Genomic DNA, 18,530 nt, shown 5'->3' on the forward strand with positions numbered 1-18,530 from the left:
TACTGATGGGGGCCATCGGCCGCTCTCGGGACGGTGTTCGTGAGTTGCCGCTACGCTTAAGCCCGAACCGATGCTCGCGCGATCGTTGCGGCGCGCTTTGCAGGTGGAGTCATCAAACCTCCTCTGCTTTGGCCAACGTCAGTGTTGGTCACGACATAAGGTTGGTAGCGTCGCACCGATTTGTCAATGTTCCTCATCATAGCGACAGCATTGCTGCCGTATGATCGCGCGAAGCTAGGCGGCACGCAACCGCACCGTCGATTGCGGCAGCGACGCCAGAAACAGCACCAGGCAGACACAGAGCAGGACGATGTCCTTGAACAGGAATTCGCCTGTCAGATTCCAGGCGATCGGATCGGTCGACAAGCTCCAGACAACGACGCCCGGCGTCGTGAAGAAGAACGACCACGTCACCACGAACGTGACCACGCCCATGAACGAACCGAGCGCCGACAGGATCGGGCTGAATGCGCCCGCGACGAGAAGCGCCGCAATGGCAAATTCGGTCACACCAAGAAAATAAGCCTCGCCGCGCAGACCAAACACATGCAGCCACCAGATGAACGGACTGTTGGTGATGAACCGCTCGATTCCCTGCGCCGACTGCAAGGTGAACTTCTGAATGCCGAACGACACGAAGATGACCACCATGACCCAGCGAAGAATGGCCAAAGAGCGGTAAGACCCCTCGCCTTTCTCGGCGATGTTGAACGTTGTTTTCACGTGAGCTCCTGATTTCGATTGATGGTTGCATTTGCCGCACGCACCGGCAGCCCGGCGCGCGCGGTTCAGGCCTGCCCGCACGCTTCCAGGATCAGCTGCGCGATCGTATCGGGGTGCGAGATCATCGAAAGATGGCTCGCCTTCACCTCGATCGTCCGCGCATTCATGCGCTTGGCCATGAACCGCTCGAGGTCGGGGTTGATGGTGCGGTCTTCCACCGACACCGCATAGAAGCTCGGCTTCGACCGCCACGCCGCATGCGTGGTTTTTCCGGCGAGCAGAGCTTTTTGGAACGGCTGCTGGACTGCGTAGAGGACCTTTGCCTTGGCTTCCGGCAGGTCGCCCGCGAAGTCGCGCAGGAATGCGGCTTCGTTCAGACGCCCTTCATCGCCGTCGAAGACGATCCCGGCCGACGCCGGCGGCGCCGGAAACGTCTTGGCGAGCGCGGTGTAATCTTCGCCTGCGTCCGGCGCGCGCGCGGCGACGTAGACAAGCGACGACACGTTCGGATGCATGCCGGCTTCCGTCACGATCATTCCGGAGAAGGAGTGCCCGACCAGAACTGTCGGACCGTCTTGCCGTGCCAGTACGCGCTCGGCCGATGCCACCGCGTCGGGCAGCGTCGTCAGCGGATTTTGCACGGCCGTGACATTCAGCCCTGCTCCTTGCAATCTTGGAATCACCTCCGACCAGCATGACCCGTCGGCGAACAGCCCGTGCACCAGAACGACATTTCGGACCGCCGGCGCGGCCTGCGTCGCGGCCTTGCCGGCAGGCAGGAGCATGCTCCCTGCCCCGGCCGCTGCCATGCTCATGAATGTGCGTCGATTCATCGGACCCTCGCGTCGTACGTGTTTGATGGATTTCAGCCAGCGGGCTGCCGGCGAAAAGCGGCAACCGTCGGCGCGCAACACCGCGTCCTGCGATGTCACGTTGGTATATTCTCCAGGAGGGGACGCCTTGTTACGCGGCGTCACGGGGTCGTGATGCCGCGAGAGATGGGGCAAAATCGTCATTGCCTGCGACAAACGCAAAGCGTTTGCGCAAGGGAGCAAAGCGACGAAGCAATCCAGTTCCTTGCAAGAAAATCTGGATCGCGGAGCCTGTCATCGGGCGCGCATTCGCGCGACCCGTTGGCTGCCGCTCGCGATGACGGCTTCCTTCGATCTGCCTAGCTGTGCAATCCCGGCGCTTCGTGGCCGGAGCGCGCGACATATTCGGTATAGCCGCCGCCATATTGATGGACGCCGTCCGGCGTCAGCTCCAGCACGCGGTTCGACAGCGCTGCAAGGAAATGCCGGTCGTGCGAGACGAACAGCATCGTGCCCTCATATTGCGAGAGCGCAGTGATCAGCATTTCCTTGGTCGCCATGTCCAGATGGTTGGTCGGCTCGTCCAGCACCAGAAAATTCGGCGGATCGTAGAGCATGATCGCCATGACGAGGCGCGCCTTCTCGCCGCCTGACAGCACGCGGCATCGCTTCTCGACGTCGTCGCCGGAAAAGCCGAAGCAGCCGGCCAGCGCACGCAACGAGCCCTGGCCCGCTTGAGGAAACGCATCCTCGAGCGACTGGAACACCGTGCGCTCGCCATCGAGCAGGTCCATCGCGTGCTGGGCGAAGTAGCCCATCTTCACGCTGCCGCCGACTGAAACCGATCCATCGTCCGGATCGCTCTCACCTGCGACGAGTTTTAGCAGCGTCGACTTGCCCGCCCCGTTGACGCCCATCACGCACCAGCGCTCGCGCCGGCGGATCATGAAATCGAGCCCGTCATAGATCACGCGGCTGCCATAGGCCTTTTGCACAGCCTTGAGACTGACGACATCTTCGCCCGAGCGCGGCGCCGGCGGAAAGTCGAAGGCAACCGTCTGGCGGCGGCGCGGCGGCTCGACCCGCTCGATCTTTTCCAGTTTCTTCACCCGGCTCTGCACTTGCGCCGCGTGAGAGGCGCGCGCCTTGAAACGCTCGATGAACTTGATTTCTTTCGCCAGCATCGCCTGCTGCCGCTCGAACTGCGCCTGCTGCTGCTTTTCGGACAGCGCGCGCTGCGCCTCGTAGAATTCGTAGTCGCCGGAATAGGTCGTCAGCGAGCCGCCGTCGATCTCGACGATCTTGTTGATGATGCGGTTCATGAACTCGCGATCGTGCGAGGTCATCAACAGCGCGCCTTCGTAACCTTTGAGGAATTGCTCGAGCCAGATCAGGCTCTCGATGTCGAGATGGTTGCTGGGTTCGTCGAGCAGCATCACGTCGGGACGCATCAGCAGAATGCGCGCCAGCGCGACGCGCATCTTCCAGCCGCCTGAGAGATTGCCGACATCGCCCTCCATCATCTCCTGGCTGAAGGATAAACCTGCGAGCACTTCGCGCGCGCGACCTTCCAGCGCATAGCCGTCGAGCTCCTCGAAACGATGCTGCACCTCGCCATATTGGGCGATGATCTCTTCCATCTGATCGGCGCGATCGGGATCGGCCATCGCCGCTTCGAGTGCCCTCAGTTCGGCGGCGACCGCGGCGACGGGCCCGGCTCCATCCATCACTTCGGCGACCGCGCTGCGGCCACTCATCTCGCCGACATCCTGGCTGAAATAGCCGATGGTGATGCCGCGATCGAGCGACACCTGGCCTTCGTCCGGCAGCTCAGTGCCGGTGATCATGCGAAACAGCGTGGTCTTGCCGGCGCCGTTGGGGCCGACGAGGCCCGCCTTCTCGCCCTTCTGGAGCGCGGCGGAGGCTTCGATGAACAGGATCTGATGGCCGATTTGCTTGGAGATATTGTCGAGACGGATCATGCGTTAAGGGAACTCGCGGGAAAGCTTTTCGCGCCGCTCTTAGAGCATGGGAGAAGGAAATGGAAGCGGTGAAGTATCCGGCCTCATGGTTCGAGACGCCGCGTCGCGGCTCCTCACCATGAGGAGCTAGATTCTCCGCGCGGGGCCTCATCCCGAGGAGGCGCGTTAGCGCCGTCTCGAGGGATGCGCTTCTATTTCAACTCCGTAATCACCGCGCTCGCTGAGCCGCGAACCAGAAGCTCGGTGTGAACGCGATTGCCCTTGTTGAAGCGGATGTCGCCGGACTTGTAGTCATTCACGACGCTCTTGCCGTCCGGCGTGGTCGATTGCAGCGCCGAGTCCTCAAGATAGGTCACCACGACGTCGGTGTTGTGGAAATGCACCGGCGTCGGCTCGCCGAGATTCCAGCGATAGCGCCAGACGATGACACGGTCGTTTTCCAGAAGCTTCTCGATATGCGGGCGCGGAAAGGCGTTGGGATAGCCGGAATTGTTCGCGAGCGTTGGTACCGGATGATTTTTCAGATCGATGACGACGGTGCGCGCGCCATTCGCCCCCGCCGTCTCGCCGGCATGACCGAACACGGCGTTGCCGCCGGCAAAGGAGATGGCGACGAAATCGTCCGGCATCGCCGTCATGGCGGAGGTCGTGTCGAAAACCTTGACGCGCTCGTTGTCGATCACGGCTGGCGCGGTCTCGGCCGCCAAAGCGGGCGTGAAGGCAGGCGCGAGAGCGCTCAACGCGGCCACAAGGGCGATGACGCGGGAGTTTTGCATGTTTGCTTCAAGTCCGTCGGCGGGGATGAGGTGGCGCAAACTTAGCGGCGGCCCGGAGCCCCTTCAACCGAGAGGCGCAGCACAGCTCTGTGATGACAGCAGCTTTGCCGGTAAGGCCGGGCCGCGTCTTAAGCGGAAGCCGCTTCGGGCTCGTCCGCGATGGCATCCCAATCCGAGGCCTTCAGGCCGCGGTTGACAGTGCCCAGCGGCCGGACGACCAGCCGCTCGAGGTCGTGGTAGTTCTGCTTCTCGATGAACTGAACCGCAAAGCCGGACGGAAAAGGCCTGATGACGCGGCCGACGCAGGCGCCGATCGCAAGCGGCGTTCCCACCTCGAGTTGCACCGCGGACGAGACGGCGGCACCGGCGACCGACATGTCGATGATGAAGCGTTCGTGGACGGCGCCGTCGGCGAGCGTCAATGTCGTATGCGGCTTGGCCGGAATGATGCGCGGCGTCCGCCTGAGCTCGACGACCTTGTCGGGGTCCTTCTGCTTCTGCTCGAGCCAGACCAGCTTGTCCGCGATCTTTTGCCGTGTCGCGGTGTTGACGTCGAGTTCGAGCAGGAAAGAGCCACGCTTGGTGTCGCTGATGCGGCCATCGAGCTTGCCGAAATCCTTAAAGTACGAGCTGAGATAGTCGCCGACCTTGCCGACCACCGGCACGTCGACGATCATGCGATATGGCGACACGCGGTTGGTGCGACAGGCGAAGGTGCGAAGCCGCCCCTCCGGATCGTACCAGTTGGGTAGCGTGTAGTGCCCGTCAACGACGACCTCGACGCCGCGCTGCTTGAGAAACTTTTCGGTCGACACCAGAGATCCCCGAGAAACTCAAACTTCCTGACGGTCGGCTTCATAAAACACCCATGTTAATGAAGCAGAAGCACTGAATACCTTTCGGCTTCTATCCCTATCAAATCATGACTGATTTCGTTAAACCGCTGATGGTTTCAGCTTGAGGTCGAGGCGGGATGCGCGTCTCGCGGGATGGTAGTGGTTTTGGAAGCCTTTTGAGACCAGGGCGAGAAATGCCCCGCCTTGCAACTGAGATCCCTGTGTTACCGGGTAACAGTCGCGGGGAAGACTGAACGACAGGCAGTGCCTGACGACCCCTACTCGGAGCGCTTATCCTACAATCCCTGGATCAGGCCGGCGTCGATCAGGAGACGATTGAAGCGGCTTGCCTCTGCGCCATTCCTGCAGGCGTAGAACAGGCCTTTGCATCGAAGCATGATCTCGCGTTGCTCGGTAAAGGACGGATCGAGCGGAAGGCCCGCCGCCTCCTGGATCACCAGCGGCAGATAAGGTCCGTCAACCGTATCCATGACCGCGGGACTTTTGACCGGCTCGAAATTGATCGCGTCGATTGCGTAGTAGGTGGCGTAATAGCTCGGATCGTAACTTTCGAGCTTCTTGCCGATGCCGCCCTCATCAAGGCCGGGATCGAGCAGATGCGGCGAGAATTCCGGCTGATGATCGCCATAGCGCACGATCAGGAACGGCTTGCCCGGAAATTGCTTCTTCAGGCTGGCCACGAATGCCGCATAATCCTGCACGCTCATCGCCTGCCGCCGCAGATATTCGTCGACCTCAGGCGCGTTGCCGGCGTCTCGCCAGGCGGGCATCAAATCGGGGCGAAAGCGAAAATCCCACGGAAAGTGATTGGCCGAGAGATAGACGAAGGTGAACAGCGGCGAGCTCGCGAGATGCTTTGACATCAGCCCGAGCGCCTTGCCGTAGAAAAAACTGTCGGTCTCGATTTCCGAGGCGCCGAGATCCTGCGCATCGTAGAAATGCTGAATGCCGGTGGTGAGCTGGAAGTTGCGCGCGCTCATGAAGGCGCCGAGCGCCGGATAAAGCGAGAGGGTGTCATAGCCGCAGCGGCGGAGCGCGAACGGAAGGCCGCGCTCGACGCGGCCCGATGCGATGCGGGTGACGAAATACGCGAAGCGGCCGAACGAGCGCGACGAAAGTCCGGCCAGCACGTTGTATTCGGTAAACCAGCTCGGCCCGCCATTGCCCTCGGCGAGGAATTTGCGCTGCTTGCCGTCAAAGGACTTGAAATGGCCGCCGTAGCCGGCAGGCAGCTTCACGCCGGGCGCCTGGCGGATGTCGAAACTCGACTCGTCGTGAATGAGAACGATGTTCGGGCGGGGTCTTGTGGGATGGCAGGAATCGACCAGCGGGATCTTCAGGCGCCCATCTGCGACCGCATCCTTTTCCATGTAGCCGAATTGAATGAAATCCGAGACCGCAATGACGCCGGACCGGGCGAATTTCGAGACATAGCCGTCGTCGAAATAACCGCGCCAGGCCTGGTCCGGGAAGGCGAGGGAATAGCCGACAAGGCCGGCCAGGCAGGCAAGCGCGCTCGCCGCCGACGGCAGGCGGCGGAAACGAAAGGGATCAAGCCACCACAGCGCGGCCATCAAGGGCAGCGTCACCAGCGCCGCCGAAATCACCGACCAGCGCAAATCCGGAAAGATCGTGAACAGGAACGCGGCCGTGTCATGGTCGATCACCATCACGTCGACGAAGTTCGCGGTCATCTGCGCGACGTCGTGCTTGAACCGCGACAGCAGGATCAACACCACGACCAGGGTCAGCGACAGCGCGCCGGACAGCGCCGGCCGCCTGAGCAGCGCGATCCAGAAGCAGTTGAGGATCCCCCAGGTCAGGAGAAAGCCGAACCGGCCGGGGAAGTCGACTTCGGTCGCGAGCATGATCGCCACCGCCGCCAGGTGCGGCGCGGCCACCGCAAGCCACCGCCAGATCGAGACAGCGGCAAGGCCGCTGACGGCGGCAGCCGCGGGAGGACCGGCAGTCGGACCAGGTTGTGGCGGGATTGCCATGAACACCAGCGCCGCCCGACACAACTCATGCCTTGGCTGGCAACGGCCAGAAGACGCACGGCGAAGCCCGGGCCCCCGACACCGTGTCATAAAATCGTAGTTGAACTGTCACATAGCCGCAATGCTGCGGCATTGCAAAAACCCACCTGACGTTAATTCCGCCTCACCTTGCACTGCGGCGACGGAGCTCTCGCTGCATCGTTTGATGCTTCGGCGAGGTTGGTGCACTCCCTCCCCCGGAAAGCAGCGCCATCGCATATGGCTGCAAACCAGTTCGGCCTCGTGGTTCGAGACGCCCGCCAAAGGCGGGCTCCTCACCATGAGGGTCTGAGATCTCGCCGTGAAAGAAGACCTCATCCTGAGGAGCCTGCGCAGCAGGCGTCTCGAAGGATGGCCAAGGTGAGACTGCGCACCCGGTGTGTCTTCAAATGCGATTGCCCTGCCTCAGAAAGGGGGTCGGGTGGGGTCTATCCACGCCTCTGGATTGACCCGCTCCCGGCTCGCTAGAAGCGCAAGCGCGCTTCTGAACTCGCCGACCTGCCCCCTTCAGGTGAAGGTGAAGAGCATCAACACGCGACGGCGCTTACTTTCGCCGGGGCCGCTTCGCGATGCCGTCGATGAAGAGGTCGACCACCGCCTCGGCGGTGGCTTCGGCCTCCCCCGCGGCGACGCCCCAGCGCGGGAAATGCCCGTCGATGTTCATGCGCGCAAAACCGTAGACGAGGGCGCGGGCGGCGATCTGCACGTGGCCCAGCTCGGCGGTGCGCAGCTGGCCTTGCGCGAAGGCCTCTTTCAGCGTGCGCTCGAACATGCCGATCACCTCGGCATTGTCCCGCACAAGATCGGCCGCCTTGTCATAGTCGAACAGCCGGCCGGTCGAGATGATCTCGAAATGCGCCGGGTTGCGCATGGCCCAGCGCAGGTACGCGATGCCGAAGGCGCGAACCCGCGCCAGCGGGTCGCCGGGCGGCGCCTCCTGCAGCGCCGCAGCGATCTCGGACCGAAAGCGCCGTTGCGCTTCCAGCGCCACTGCCGTCATCAGCGCCTCGCGGCTTTCGAAATGCCGGAACGGCGCGGCGGGCGAGACGCCGGCGCGGCGCGCGGCCTCGCGCATGCTCAAGTGCTCGACGCCCCGCTCCTCGACAAGTTTAAATCCTGCCTCGATCAAGGCGCGGCGGAGATCGCCATGATGGTAGGGCTTTGGCTGCGGCGCGGCGCGGCGGCGCGGCCTGGATCCTTGTGTGGGCGGCCGTTTGGCTTTGCTCGGAGTGGGCATGATCCTCATCATAGGCTCAAGCAAACGTGAATGTAAGCAGTGATTACACAATTGACCCAAGCTGGGCTTTGCAATGTAACTACTGATTACATCATCATCGGGGAGAACGACATGGCTCCGTCCCGCGTGAACTGGTTCGAAGGCTGGCGTCTGTTCTGGGTCCTGACGCTCGCGCTGACCGTGCTTTCGCTCTGGGTCGCTGGCATGCGCGGATTCGACGTCGAGGGCGTCCGCATGGCGATCCGCTTCACCGCCCGAACCTCGCTGTTGTTTTTCTGCCTGGCTTTTTCGGCCAGCGCATTGTGGCGGCTTTGGCCCAACGCCTGGACGCACTGGCAACGGCGAAACCGCCGCTATCTCGGCGTGACCTTTGCCGGCTCGCACGCCTTGCATGCGATTGCAATCGCGGCGTTCGCCGGGATGGACCTACCCGGCTTCCTCGCATCCACGTCGACCGTCACCTACGTCTTCGGCGGCATCGGCTACGCCATCATCATCGCCATGACCGCAACGTCGTTCACCCGCACTGCCCAGGCGATCGGCCCGCGCGCCTGGCGCATCCTGCATCTTGGCGGCAGCTATTTCCTGTGGGCGCAGCTCATGGTGTCGTTCGGCAAGCGCGTGCCCGCCATGCCGCTCTACGCGCTCTTCCTTGTCCCGCCGCTCGCGGTGATCGCGCTCCGGCTGGTCGCGATGGCCTCGGTAAAGTCAACGCGCACAGCGCCGGCGGCCTGACGAGCAATGCGTTTTCGAGCGAAGTGGGCACCGGTTCGCGTGAAGAAAACGCGTCAAAAACAAGAATCCATAGCCCGGTTTTGATCGATCAAAACCGGCTCGGCTTTACGGCTGCTCGCCTTCGAGAAGCTCGATGTAGCGCGCGGCCGAGCGTTGCACGACGCCGGCTCCGTCCGCCATCACCTGCCGCCCCGGAAAGGCGCCATAGATCCGATCGAACGGCCACGGCTTGAGGGTGTCGGCGATGCGACGCACCGTCGAGCCCGACAACGGCATCATGTTCGGATAGCTCCACAGAAACGAGACGCGGTTGAGATCGGCTGCCACCTGCACGATGTCGCCGGAGAGCAGCGCGCCGCGACCCTCAGCGCCGTCGGCCCAATGCAGCACAGTGCCGCCGGGAAAGTGACCGCCAAGCCGAAGCAATGTGATGCCGGGCACGATCGCCAGTGTCTCGCCTTCCCAATAGCGGATGCTGGAATCCGCCCGCATCACCCATTCGGCATCGGCCTTGTGCAAGTGGACAGGACAGCCGAACGCGCGCGCCCAATCCTGCATGCAGGAATAGTAATGTGGATGCGAGATCGCGATCGCGGCAAGACCTCCCAGTGCGCGCACCAACGCTTCGGTCGCTTCATCAAACAGCGTGATGCAGTCCCAGAGAATATTGCCGTGGGAGGTGCGGACGAGGAGCGCGCGCTGGCCGATGGCGAAGTTCGGCGCGGTGTGGATCTCGAACAGATCATCCGCGAGCTTGCGCCACGCGTTGGCGTGGCTCGCTGCCAGCCGTGCCGGCGTGGTCCAGCCCTGCCCGCCACGCGCGACGTATTGCCGTTCGTCCTCGCAGATCGCGCAACCCGCGGGCGGCGCGTTGGCATCCGGATACGACGTCCCGCAGGTGGTGCAGATATGGATCGGCATCGAGAACTCCCGCCTGACCAAGCCATCCCCTCTACGGCAACGAAAAACTCCGTTCGCAGTTCATTTCGCCGGAATCAGGCCCAGCCGCTTGGCGATGATCCTGTCTCCCACGCGCTTCGGCAACATCGTGATGATGAGATGCCGCATGGGATCGGGCGTGATCTGGTAGCGTGTTTTCGGCTTGTCGCCTGTGAGAGCGGTTGCGATGACCTCCGCGATCCGCTCCGCCGGCAAACCGCCCTGCGCGAGTTGAGCAACGAAGGCGCGGATGTTTTTCAGCACTGGATAATAAGGTGAATTGCCGTACCTCGAAACATCGAGCTCTTCTGCCTTATCCCAGATCGGCGTCTTGACCGCGCCTGGCGCGACGATGACGACGTCGATACCGAACAGCATCAGCTCGCGGCGAAGCGATTCCGATAATCCCTCGATCGCATGCTTGGACGCTGAATAGGGCGAAGACAGCGGATTGCCACTTTTTCCCGCCACCGAAGAGACCATCACGATCCGCCCCTTCGGTCCGCGCAACGAAGGATCCGCGCCGAGCAGCGGGGCGAACGCCTGCGTTGCCATGATCGGCCCCATGACGTTGACATCGAACTGCCGGCGGAATTCGTCGATGGCAAGCTCCAGAGCCGGTCCCGCAACCGCGATGCCGGCATTGTTGACGAGGCCGGCGAGCGTCTCGCCGTTAAGCGCCGTGCGCACTGCGCCCGCGGCTACCCGTATCGCCGCCTCATCGGTCACGTCGAATAACAAGGGAGTGAAGTTCGCGCCGAATTCACTTCGCAGACGTTCGGCATCGGCCGCCTTGCGCACGCTGCCGAAGACGCGAAAGCCACGATCCAGCAGCAGTTTCGCGCTGGCCCAGCCAATGCCGGTCGAAACGCCGGTGATGACGACAGATCGCATGGAAACCCCCTTCTTCCAGTTGGCGGCAAAGTCTTGTAGACTGAATTGCAGCCAACGCAATCGACACAATCGACAGTTGAGCTGGCCTGACCTTGTTGTGAAGGACAACGCGAGCAGACCTCATCCATGCATTCGGCCGATCCGCTCCAGCGCTTTCCGGTCTTTCACGCATCCTCTTCGGAAGAATTCAGGCACGCACTGCTCACGCGATTCGGCGCCCGCCGCGCCGAGGTGAAAACGCCTGCGAATTTTTCGGCGAGAGGAAATCGCGTTCAACTGCAAAGCATCGACCTCGTCTACGGACAGGGCAGCGGCGGCGCCACCGTCGATTATCCGCAAGCCGAGCAGTTTCGATTGTTCACGACCCTGGCCGGCAAGGCCCATGCAGCCATCGGAAAGAACTCGGTCGCGCTCGATGCCGATCAATCCTGCATCATCTCCCCGGGCCAGGAACTCACACTCACGACCGAAGCCGACCACCAATGGTTCAACCTGAGGATCGATGCCGGCGCGTTCGAAAACAAGCTGGCCTACCTGCTCGGCGCGCGGCCGACCGGCAAGCTCGAGTTCTTGCCCGACGCCGATCGCAACTCGCCGCGATTTGCGCAACTGTGGCGGCTGATCCGTTTTTTTGCCGAGCAGCTCGATTCCACGTCCGGGCCGCATTTGCCGTCGCTGGTGCTTCGCGAACTCGAACAGACCATTCTGGTGGCCTTCCTCTGCGCCAACCGGCACAGCTTCAGTCATCTCCTGGAACGCGATCCAGCCGAGACGCTGCCGTCGCACGTGCGGCGCGCGGAAGATTTCATCGAGGCCAACTGGGATCAGGCGGTCACGATCGAAACGCTGGTGGAAGCAACCGGGATCGGCGCGCGGGCGATCTTCCGGGCGTTCCAGCAGACCCGCGGTTATTCGCCGATGGCTTTCGCCAGGATGGTCCGCCTCCGCCACGCCCGCGACATGCTCGCTGCGCCTGACGCGGAGACGTCGGTCACGTCAGTCGCGTTTGTGTGCGGATTCGGCAATCTCGGACACTTCGCGCGCGACTATCGCCAGGCCTTCGGCGAACGCCCGTCGGAGACACTGGCGAAGGGCGCGCGGCGGTCCTGAGTTGGCTAAAGTTCGGCGTGCTCACCTGCTCGCAATGTGTGCGAGCTTCGGTTCGGGGCGCCAGTGATCCTTTGACTCAAACTTTCGCAAAAGTCGCCGCTCGCAAGCGATGCGAATGTCAGAATCGAACATTAGACTGCCGAACCGACTTTTGTTCCCGTGTTGTGGAACCAAAAAAGGGTTGGATAGATGCAAAGCGGTTAGGCCGGCGAACTCATTTCGGGCCTAAACTTCCAGATGATATGCGCGAGCCAAGGGGGCGTAGATGGTTTGGGACAAACTCAAGTTGTTCTTCGACAGCACCATGTTTGCCCCGCATGGGATCTGTCTTCAATGGGAGCCCGAACTCCTGGCCGTCCATATCGCGTCCGACTCCATCATTGCACTGTCTTATTTTTCCATACCTTTCGCACTGGCCTATTTTGTCTCAACGCGCAGAGACGTTGAATTCGGCTGGGTGTTTTGGGCTTTTGCCGTGTTCATCATGGCGTGTGGTGTCACCCATGTGATGTCCATCTATACGCTCTGGGTGCCGGCGTACGGACTTGAGGGAGTCGTCAAGATCGTAACTGCCATTGCATCGATCAGTACGGCCGCACTGTTATGGCCGCTGATCCCCTACCTCCTGAAGGTGCCCTCCCCGGGCGAGCTCCGGCACGCCAAGGCAATGCTCGAAGCGGAGGGCCAGCAACGGCGGGAAGCCGAGGCGCGGCTCAGCCACGCTCAAAAAATGGAGGCGATCGGTCAGTTGACCGGAGGGGTGGCACACGACTTCAACAATCCGCTCACGGTCATTTCCGGCAATCTCGAGATTGCCGAGCGCACGCTCAAGCGCTGGAACGACAATTCTCGCGACAAACTCGTGCAACTGATCTCGCGCGCTCGTGACGGCGCATCGCGGGCCTCGATCCTGACCCAGGGCCTGCTGTCTTTCGCGCGCAAGCAGCCGTTCAACACCGAGGTCATCGATGTCAACGCCTTGATCACCGGTATGGCCGACTTCTTCCAAAGGGCGTTGGGCGAAAACATGGTTCTGGAGACGCATGGTGCGCCGGGCTTGTGGCATACCGAGACCGATCCGCATCAACTCGAGGTGGCCCTCCTCAATCTCGTCGTCAACGCCAAGGATGCAATGCCGGCGGGCGGGAAGCTCACCGTCGAGACCAGCAATTCCCAGGTCGACGGCGATTATGCAAAGACCAGTCCCGATGCGCGCGAAGGACAATATGTCCTCATCACGGTCACCGACACCGGCACGGGAATGGACAAGCAGACGCGCGAGCGCGCGTTCGAGCCGTTTTTCTCGACCAAGGAAACCGGACACGGTACGGGTCTGGGCCTGAGCCAGGTCTACGGTTTTGCGCGGCAATCGGACGGCTTCGCCGAAATTCGCAGCGAACGCGGCAAGGGGACCACGATCAAGCTGTTTCTGCCTCGCGCCAAAAGCACCGTTGCAACGACCGGCCAGGCGGCGGCGAACCGCGAGCCCAGGATCGCCGAAGACCTGCGCGGGCGCGGCCAATGGGTGCTGGTTGTCGAAGACGACCAGCACGTCCGCAACTTCGTGACCGAGACCCTGACCGACTATAACTATCGGGTCGCCGAGGCCTCCAATGCGGAGGAAGCGGCCCAGGCCTTCTCGGGCCGCGGGAACGACATCCAGTTGCTTCTGACCGACGTGGTGATGCCGGGCAAGAATGGACGTCTTCTCAGCGAAGAGCTGCTGAAATTGAACTCAAAGCTCAAGGTCGTCTTTATGACCGGCTATTCGCGAGACATCATCGCGCGCGATGGCCGACTCGGTCGCGGCGTCGAGTTGCTTCAGAAGCCGATCACGCAACATGACCTCGCCGCGAAAATCAGCAACGTGCTCGCTCCGGACGAAACGGAATCGCTGGTCGATCAATAACACTTCGATCGATTTCGAAGCATGACATGCCTCTCCGCGATAGCGTGAGCGTATCGGCTCACATTACGGAGAACATGAATGGCCAGGGAAGTCATCCGCGTCGAACCCTTGTCGACTTACCTTGAACGGGTGAAGGCGCCCGCCTCGGTCGCCACGCGGCACGGCGATACGATCTACGTGTCGGGGCTTCCGCCCTTCGATCCCGCAACCGGAGAAGTTGCGAAGGCTTCGATCGAGCGTCAGACTGAACTGGTGCTGGAGCAGCTCAAGCTCTGCGTCGAAACGGCGGGCTCGTCGCTGGATCGCGTTCTCAAGTGCAACGTCTATTGCACATCGGCCGAGAAGTTTGCCGCCGTCAACGCGATCTATGCGCGGTACTTTCCGAACAACCCGCCGGCGCGCATCTTCGTCTGCGTGCCGCAATGGTTCGGCGCATTCGATATCGAGATCGATTGTATTGCAGCGGTGTAAGCCTCGTGTCCTGGCCGAAGAGCCGGGACCCAGCTCACAGGAATCATAGGCCCCGGATCAGCAGCGCATCACGCCAAGCGGCGCGCTGCGCAGCATCCGGGGCACGCCGCCGAATGCATTGCTCGAAGGGCATTTTTTTCTCTTGAATATAACAAATTACTTATATAACCTATTTGTTATGATAGTAGCTCGACACTCCGCCCGACTTGATGCAGCTTTTCTGGCTCTGGCCGATCCGACGCGCCGCGCGATCCTCGCGCGCCTCACCAAGGGTGAGGCCACGGTGATGGAGCTCGCCGAGCCCTTCGAGATGAGCCAGCCCGCGATCTCGCGGCACCTGAAGATGCTGGAAACTGCGGGCCTGATCGCCCGAAGAGCCGACGGCACGCGTCGCCATTGCCGGCTGGCGGATACCGGGCTCGACGACGTCGACCAATGGCTCGCGATGCTGCGCAAGGCGCACGACAAGAATTACGAGCGGCTTGACGGGCTGCTTGCGGCGATGACTTCGAAACGAGGAGAAAAGTAATGAGTAAGATGACGCTGAAAACCGAGGGCGACCGTTTCGTGGTCGTGACCCGGCACTTTGCCGCACCGCCGGAGGCCGTGTATCGCGCGCATACCGAGCCCGAACTGGTGCAGCAATGGATGCTGGGGCCCGAGGGCTGGAGCATGCCGGTCTGCATCAGCGAACCGCGGCCCGGCGGCAAGATCCGCTACGAATGGGCCATGCCGGGCCGCCAGGGCTTCTATCTCACCGGCGAATATCTGGAGCTCGAGCCCTTTAGCCGCATCGTGCATGTCGAGCGCATGTTTCTGCCCGATCCGACGCCGGACAACCACTGCGAAACCCGGTTCGAGAAGGACGGCGACGGCACGCTGATGACCATGCGCATGACGCTGCCGGACTCGGAAACGCGCGCGCGCATGCTCGGAAGCGGAATGGAGCACGGCATGGAAGCAAGCTATGTCCGGCTCGAAAAGCTTGCGGCAGCGCGGAAATGAAAAGACGGTGCAACGCCATTTGCCCGTGCTTATCCCTCCCCCTTGCGGGGTCCGAGGCGAGCAAAGCTCGCTCTCGAGGTCGACGCGAATGAAATGAGCGTCGGGGTGGGGGGCAAGAAAAGCCCCCACCCTGGCCTTCGCTTCGCTTCGGCCTTCCCTCCCCGCGCTGCGCGGAGGAGGGATAAGAAAGCCGAAGCCTCAATTCTTCGTCTTGTCCACCAGCGCGCCCTTCTTGATCATCGAGATCGCGCCTGCGCGATCTCGCAAACAAGATCGTGGATCAAGCCCTAGTTCTTGGTTTTATCGACCAGCGCGCCCTTCTTGATCCACGGCATCATGTCGCGGAGCTTTTCGCCGACCTGCTCGATCGGGTGTGCGGCGAGCTTGGCGCGCGTCGCCTTGAACGAGGTCTGGTTGACCTTGTTCTCCAGCATCCAGTCGCGGGCGAACTTGCCGCCCTGGATGTCGGCGAGAACCTTGCGCATCTCCTTCTTGGTCTCGTCGGTGATGATGCGCGGGCCGGTGACGTATTCGCCGTATTCGGCGGTGTTGGAGATCGAGTAGTTCATGTTGGCGATGCCGCCTTCATAGATCAGGTCGACGATCAGCTTCACTTCGTGCAGGCATTCGAAATAGGCCATCTCCGGCGCGTAGCCGGCTTCGACCAGCGTCTCGTAACCGCCCTTGATCAGTTCAACGAGGCCGCCGCAGAGCACGACCTGCTCGCCGAACAGATCGGTCTCGCACTCTTCCTTGAACGTGGTCTCGATGATGCCGGCGCGGCCGCCGCCGATCGCCGAGGCATAGGAAAGGCCGAGGTCATGCGCGTTGCCGGAAACGTCCTTGGCGATCGCGATCAGGCAGGGCACGCCGCCGCCGCGCTGATATTCCGAGCGCACGGTGTGGCCGGGGCCTTTCGGCGCGATCATCAGCACGTCAAGGTCGGCGCGCGGATCGAGCAGGTTGAAGTGCACGTTGAGACCGTGGGCGAACACGAGCGCCGCGCCCTTCTTCATGTTGTCGTGCAGGTGCTCGCGGTAGATGTCGCCCTGCAATTCGTCCGGCGTGAGCATCATCACGAGGTCGGCCCACTTGGCGCCTTCGGCGACTTCGAACACCTTGAAGCCGGCATTTTCCGCCTTCTTGGCCGAGGCCGAGCCATTGCGCAGCGCAATGGCGACGTCCTTGACGCCGGAATCCTTCAGGTTCAGCGCATGGGCATGGCCCTGGCTGCCATAGCCGACGATCAGGACCTTCTTGCCCTTGATCAGATTGATATCCGCGTCGCGATCGTAATAAACACGCATGGTCGTTTCCTTGAATGTAGGGGCCGAAAAACGGGCCGATGGATCAGGCTCTTGAGGTCAGAAAAGACCGCCGGTTGCCCTGGAATTTCCCGGGTGGTCTAAAACATTTTCCGCATGGGGGTAAACCCCTCTTCTCGCATGGTTTTGGTCCTACTCCATGAAGACCGGATACAGCGAAGCCAGCAGCAGCGCGGCCATCGCGAGATTGAAGGCGCGCACCGCGCGCGGTGAGGTCAGGAACGGCCGCAGGGCGCTGCCGAACAGCGTCCAGATCGTGATCGAGGCGGTGCCCATTGCGAGGAAGGTCAGGACCTGGATCACGATGTTGAACGGGAAACTGGCGATCGCCGCATAGGCCGTGATGGTGCCGATGATCGCGACCCAGCCCTTGACGTTGACCCATTGGAACATCGCCCCCTGCCAGAAGGTCATGGGGCCGCGCCCGGTCTCGCCCGGCTTCGGCGGGCCTGCCATCGCGATCTGAACCGCGAGGTAAACCAGATAGGCCGCGCCGGCATATTTGAGGATGGTCTGCAGCACCGGAAAGGCAATGAAGACCGTGCCGAAGCCGAGGCCGACCGCGCCGACCATGAAGGCAAAGCCGATGACGACGCCGGCGATGTGCGGGATGGTGCGGCGGAAGCCATAAGTGAGGCCCGACGACATCACCATGATGTTGTTCGGTCCCGGCGTGAAGAACATCACCGCGGCGAACAGGATGAAGGCGATCAGAAGCGACGAATTTTGCATCGTCATGCTCCGGCTTCGGGAAGAGGTTGCGGACGCTTCGCCAGCAGCATCACGGCGATGCCGCCGACCACCGTCAGCATGCCGGCGAGCCTAAGGCGCCCAAAGGTTTCACCGAACACGATGCTGGACGCCGCTGAACCGACGAACGGCACGAGAAGCGCAAACGGCACCACTTGCGCCGCCGGATAGTCACGCAGCAGCCGTCCCCACAGCCAGTACGCAAAGCAGGTGGAGACGAGGCCGATGCCGAGCATGCAAAGCAGAACGGCAAGCGACATGTGCGAGAGCTGATGCCAGGTCGGCGCGACGCCGTTTTTCGCCACCGCCAATGCCAATAGCGGCACCGCGGCAACAAGACAGAGCCAGGCGAACAGGTCGAACATCGCAACGCCCTGCGCGCGCCGCAACAGCAGGTTTCCAACGGCAAAAAAGACCGGCGAGAGCATCAGCACGGCGAAGACCGTTACGCTGAAATCATAGCCGACGGTGCCGCAGATCATCAGAAGTCCGATGGCCGCGATCGCGATGCCGACAGTCTGCATCCGTGTCGGGCGCTCGCCGAACAGAACAGCGGCAAAGGCGATCGTGAACAGCGCCTGGCTCTGCACGATCACGCTGGTTAAGCCCACCGGCACGCCGCCCGCGATCCCGTAGGCCTGGGCGAGGAACTGACCGAGAAACAGCGTGAAGCTGATCGCGATCAGCGTCGGCCATGATACTTTTGGCCGCGCCACGAACAGGCACGGGATAGCAGCGATGATAAAACGCAGCGCCGTCATCAACTCCGGCGACAGTTCGTCGAGCGCGATCCGGCTGAGCACGAACGCGCTTCCCCAGATCACCGCGACCAGGACGGCGAGGCAGACGTCGGCGGGTTTCATTTTTGTTTTTCTTAGCCCCTTAATATCCCGACGCCGTCATTGCGAGCGAAGCGAAGCAATCCAGAGTGTCTCCAGGACAATAGTCTGGATTGCTTCGTCGCTTCGC

The 18,530-nt window shown here is 62.0% G+C and carries 18 protein-coding genes; 6 read left to right on the plus strand and 12 right to left on the minus strand.

Annotated elements, in window-relative coordinates:
• Positions 1-234 precede the first annotated feature (234 nt).
• The 7 genes from VFB05_RS01580 to VFB05_RS01610 all read right to left on the minus strand — a co-directional run bounded on the left by VFB05_RS01580 (position 235) and on the right by VFB05_RS01610 (position 8,261).
• The gene (locus VFB05_RS01580) at positions 235-723 is read right to left on the minus strand and encodes a DUF417 family protein (RefSeq protein WP_325008056.1); all 489 of its coding nucleotides are present in this window, start codon (positions 721-723) and stop codon (positions 235-237) included.
• A 65-nt stretch (positions 724-788) separates the two neighbouring features.
• Complete coding sequence (locus tag VFB05_RS01585) at positions 789-1,556, minus strand: alpha/beta hydrolase (protein WP_325008058.1); 768 nt, start codon at positions 1,554-1,556, stop codon at positions 789-791.
• Between the two features lie 338 nt (positions 1,557-1,894).
• Positions 1,895-3,517, minus strand: a complete 1,623-nt coding sequence (locus tag VFB05_RS01590; protein WP_325008060.1) for an ABC-F family ATP-binding cassette domain-containing protein — start codon at positions 3,515-3,517, stop codon at positions 1,895-1,897.
• A gap of 191 nt (positions 3,518-3,708) precedes the next feature.
• Positions 3,709-4,293: a hypothetical protein gene (locus tag VFB05_RS01595; protein ID WP_325008062.1), complete on the minus strand. Its 585-nt coding sequence runs from the start codon at positions 4,291-4,293 to the stop codon at positions 3,709-3,711.
• A gap of 128 nt (positions 4,294-4,421) precedes the next feature.
• A complete protein-coding gene (locus tag VFB05_RS01600; protein ID WP_325008064.1) occupies positions 4,422-5,108 on the minus strand; it encodes a PilZ domain-containing protein in 687 nt (228 codons plus the stop codon).
• Between the two features lie 317 nt (positions 5,109-5,425).
• Positions 5,426-7,147 (minus strand): sulfatase-like hydrolase/transferase, encoded by a 1,722-nt coding sequence (locus VFB05_RS01605; RefSeq protein WP_325008291.1) that lies wholly within the window; start codon positions 7,145-7,147, stop codon positions 5,426-5,428.
• Positions 7,148-7,730: 583 nt separating this feature from the next.
• A complete protein-coding gene (locus tag VFB05_RS01610; protein ID WP_414643131.1) occupies positions 7,731-8,261 on the minus strand; it encodes a TetR/AcrR family transcriptional regulator in 531 nt (176 codons plus the stop codon).
• A gap of 273 nt (positions 8,262-8,534) precedes the next feature.
• On the opposite strand from VFB05_RS01610, the gene VFB05_RS01615 reads away from it, so the two are divergent.
• The gene (locus VFB05_RS01615; protein WP_325008069.1) at positions 8,535-9,158 is read left to right on the plus strand and encodes a hypothetical protein; all 624 of its coding nucleotides are present in this window, start codon (positions 8,535-8,537) and stop codon (positions 9,156-9,158) included.
• 105 nt (positions 9,159-9,263) lie between these two features.
• Here the strand turns inward: VFB05_RS01615 and VFB05_RS01620 are convergent, their stop codons facing one another.
• Positions 9,264-10,079, minus strand: a complete 816-nt coding sequence (locus VFB05_RS01620; protein WP_325008071.1) for an MBL fold metallo-hydrolase — start codon at positions 10,077-10,079, stop codon at positions 9,264-9,266.
• Positions 10,080-10,139: 60 nt separating this feature from the next.
• Entirely contained in the window at positions 10,140-10,991 is an 852-nt protein-coding gene (locus VFB05_RS01625) for an SDR family oxidoreductase (protein WP_325008074.1), read from the minus strand.
• 126 nt (positions 10,992-11,117) lie between these two features.
• On the opposite strand from VFB05_RS01625, the gene VFB05_RS01630 reads away from it, so the two are divergent.
• From VFB05_RS01630 to VFB05_RS01650, 5 genes are all read left to right on the plus strand, one after another.
• A complete protein-coding gene (locus VFB05_RS01630; protein ID WP_325008076.1) occupies positions 11,118-12,101 on the plus strand; it encodes an AraC family transcriptional regulator in 984 nt (327 codons plus the stop codon).
• 265 nt (positions 12,102-12,366) lie between these two features.
• Entirely contained in the window at positions 12,367-14,010 is a 1,644-nt protein-coding gene (locus VFB05_RS01635; RefSeq protein ID WP_325008078.1) for an ATP-binding protein, read from the plus strand.
• A gap of 78 nt (positions 14,011-14,088) precedes the next feature.
• Complete coding sequence (locus VFB05_RS01640; protein ID WP_325008080.1) at positions 14,089-14,481, plus strand: RidA family protein; 393 nt, start codon at positions 14,089-14,091, stop codon at positions 14,479-14,481.
• A 178-nt stretch (positions 14,482-14,659) separates the two neighbouring features.
• Positions 14,660-15,010, plus strand: a complete 351-nt coding sequence (locus tag VFB05_RS01645) for a metalloregulator ArsR/SmtB family transcription factor (RefSeq protein ID WP_325008082.1) — start codon at positions 14,660-14,662, stop codon at positions 15,008-15,010.
• Positions 15,010-15,486, plus strand: a complete 477-nt coding sequence (locus VFB05_RS01650) for an SRPBCC domain-containing protein (RefSeq protein ID WP_325008085.1) — start codon at positions 15,010-15,012, stop codon at positions 15,484-15,486. Before VFB05_RS01645 ends, VFB05_RS01650 begins: the two co-directional genes overlap by 1 nt.
• Positions 15,487-15,773: 287 nt before the next feature.
• Here the strand turns inward: VFB05_RS01650 and ilvC are convergent, their stop codons facing one another.
• From ilvC to VFB05_RS01665, 3 genes are all read right to left on the minus strand, one after another.
• Complete coding sequence (ilvC, locus tag VFB05_RS01655) at positions 15,774-16,793, minus strand: ketol-acid reductoisomerase (RefSeq protein WP_325008087.1); 1,020 nt, start codon at positions 16,791-16,793, stop codon at positions 15,774-15,776.
• A 150-nt stretch (positions 16,794-16,943) separates the two neighbouring features.
• Positions 16,944-17,549, minus strand: a complete 606-nt coding sequence (locus VFB05_RS01660) for a LysE family translocator (protein ID WP_325008089.1) — start codon at positions 17,547-17,549, stop codon at positions 16,944-16,946.
• Entirely contained in the window at positions 17,546-18,424 is an 879-nt protein-coding gene (locus tag VFB05_RS01665) for an EamA family transporter (protein WP_325008091.1), read from the minus strand. The genes VFB05_RS01660 and VFB05_RS01665 overlap by 4 nt, the downstream gene beginning before the upstream one ends.
• Positions 18,425-18,530: the final 106 nt, after the last annotated feature.

The sequence above is a fragment of the Bradyrhizobium sp. genome, assembly GCF_035652035.1.
Classification (GTDB): Bacteria; Pseudomonadota; Alphaproteobacteria; order Rhizobiales; family Xanthobacteraceae; genus Bradyrhizobium.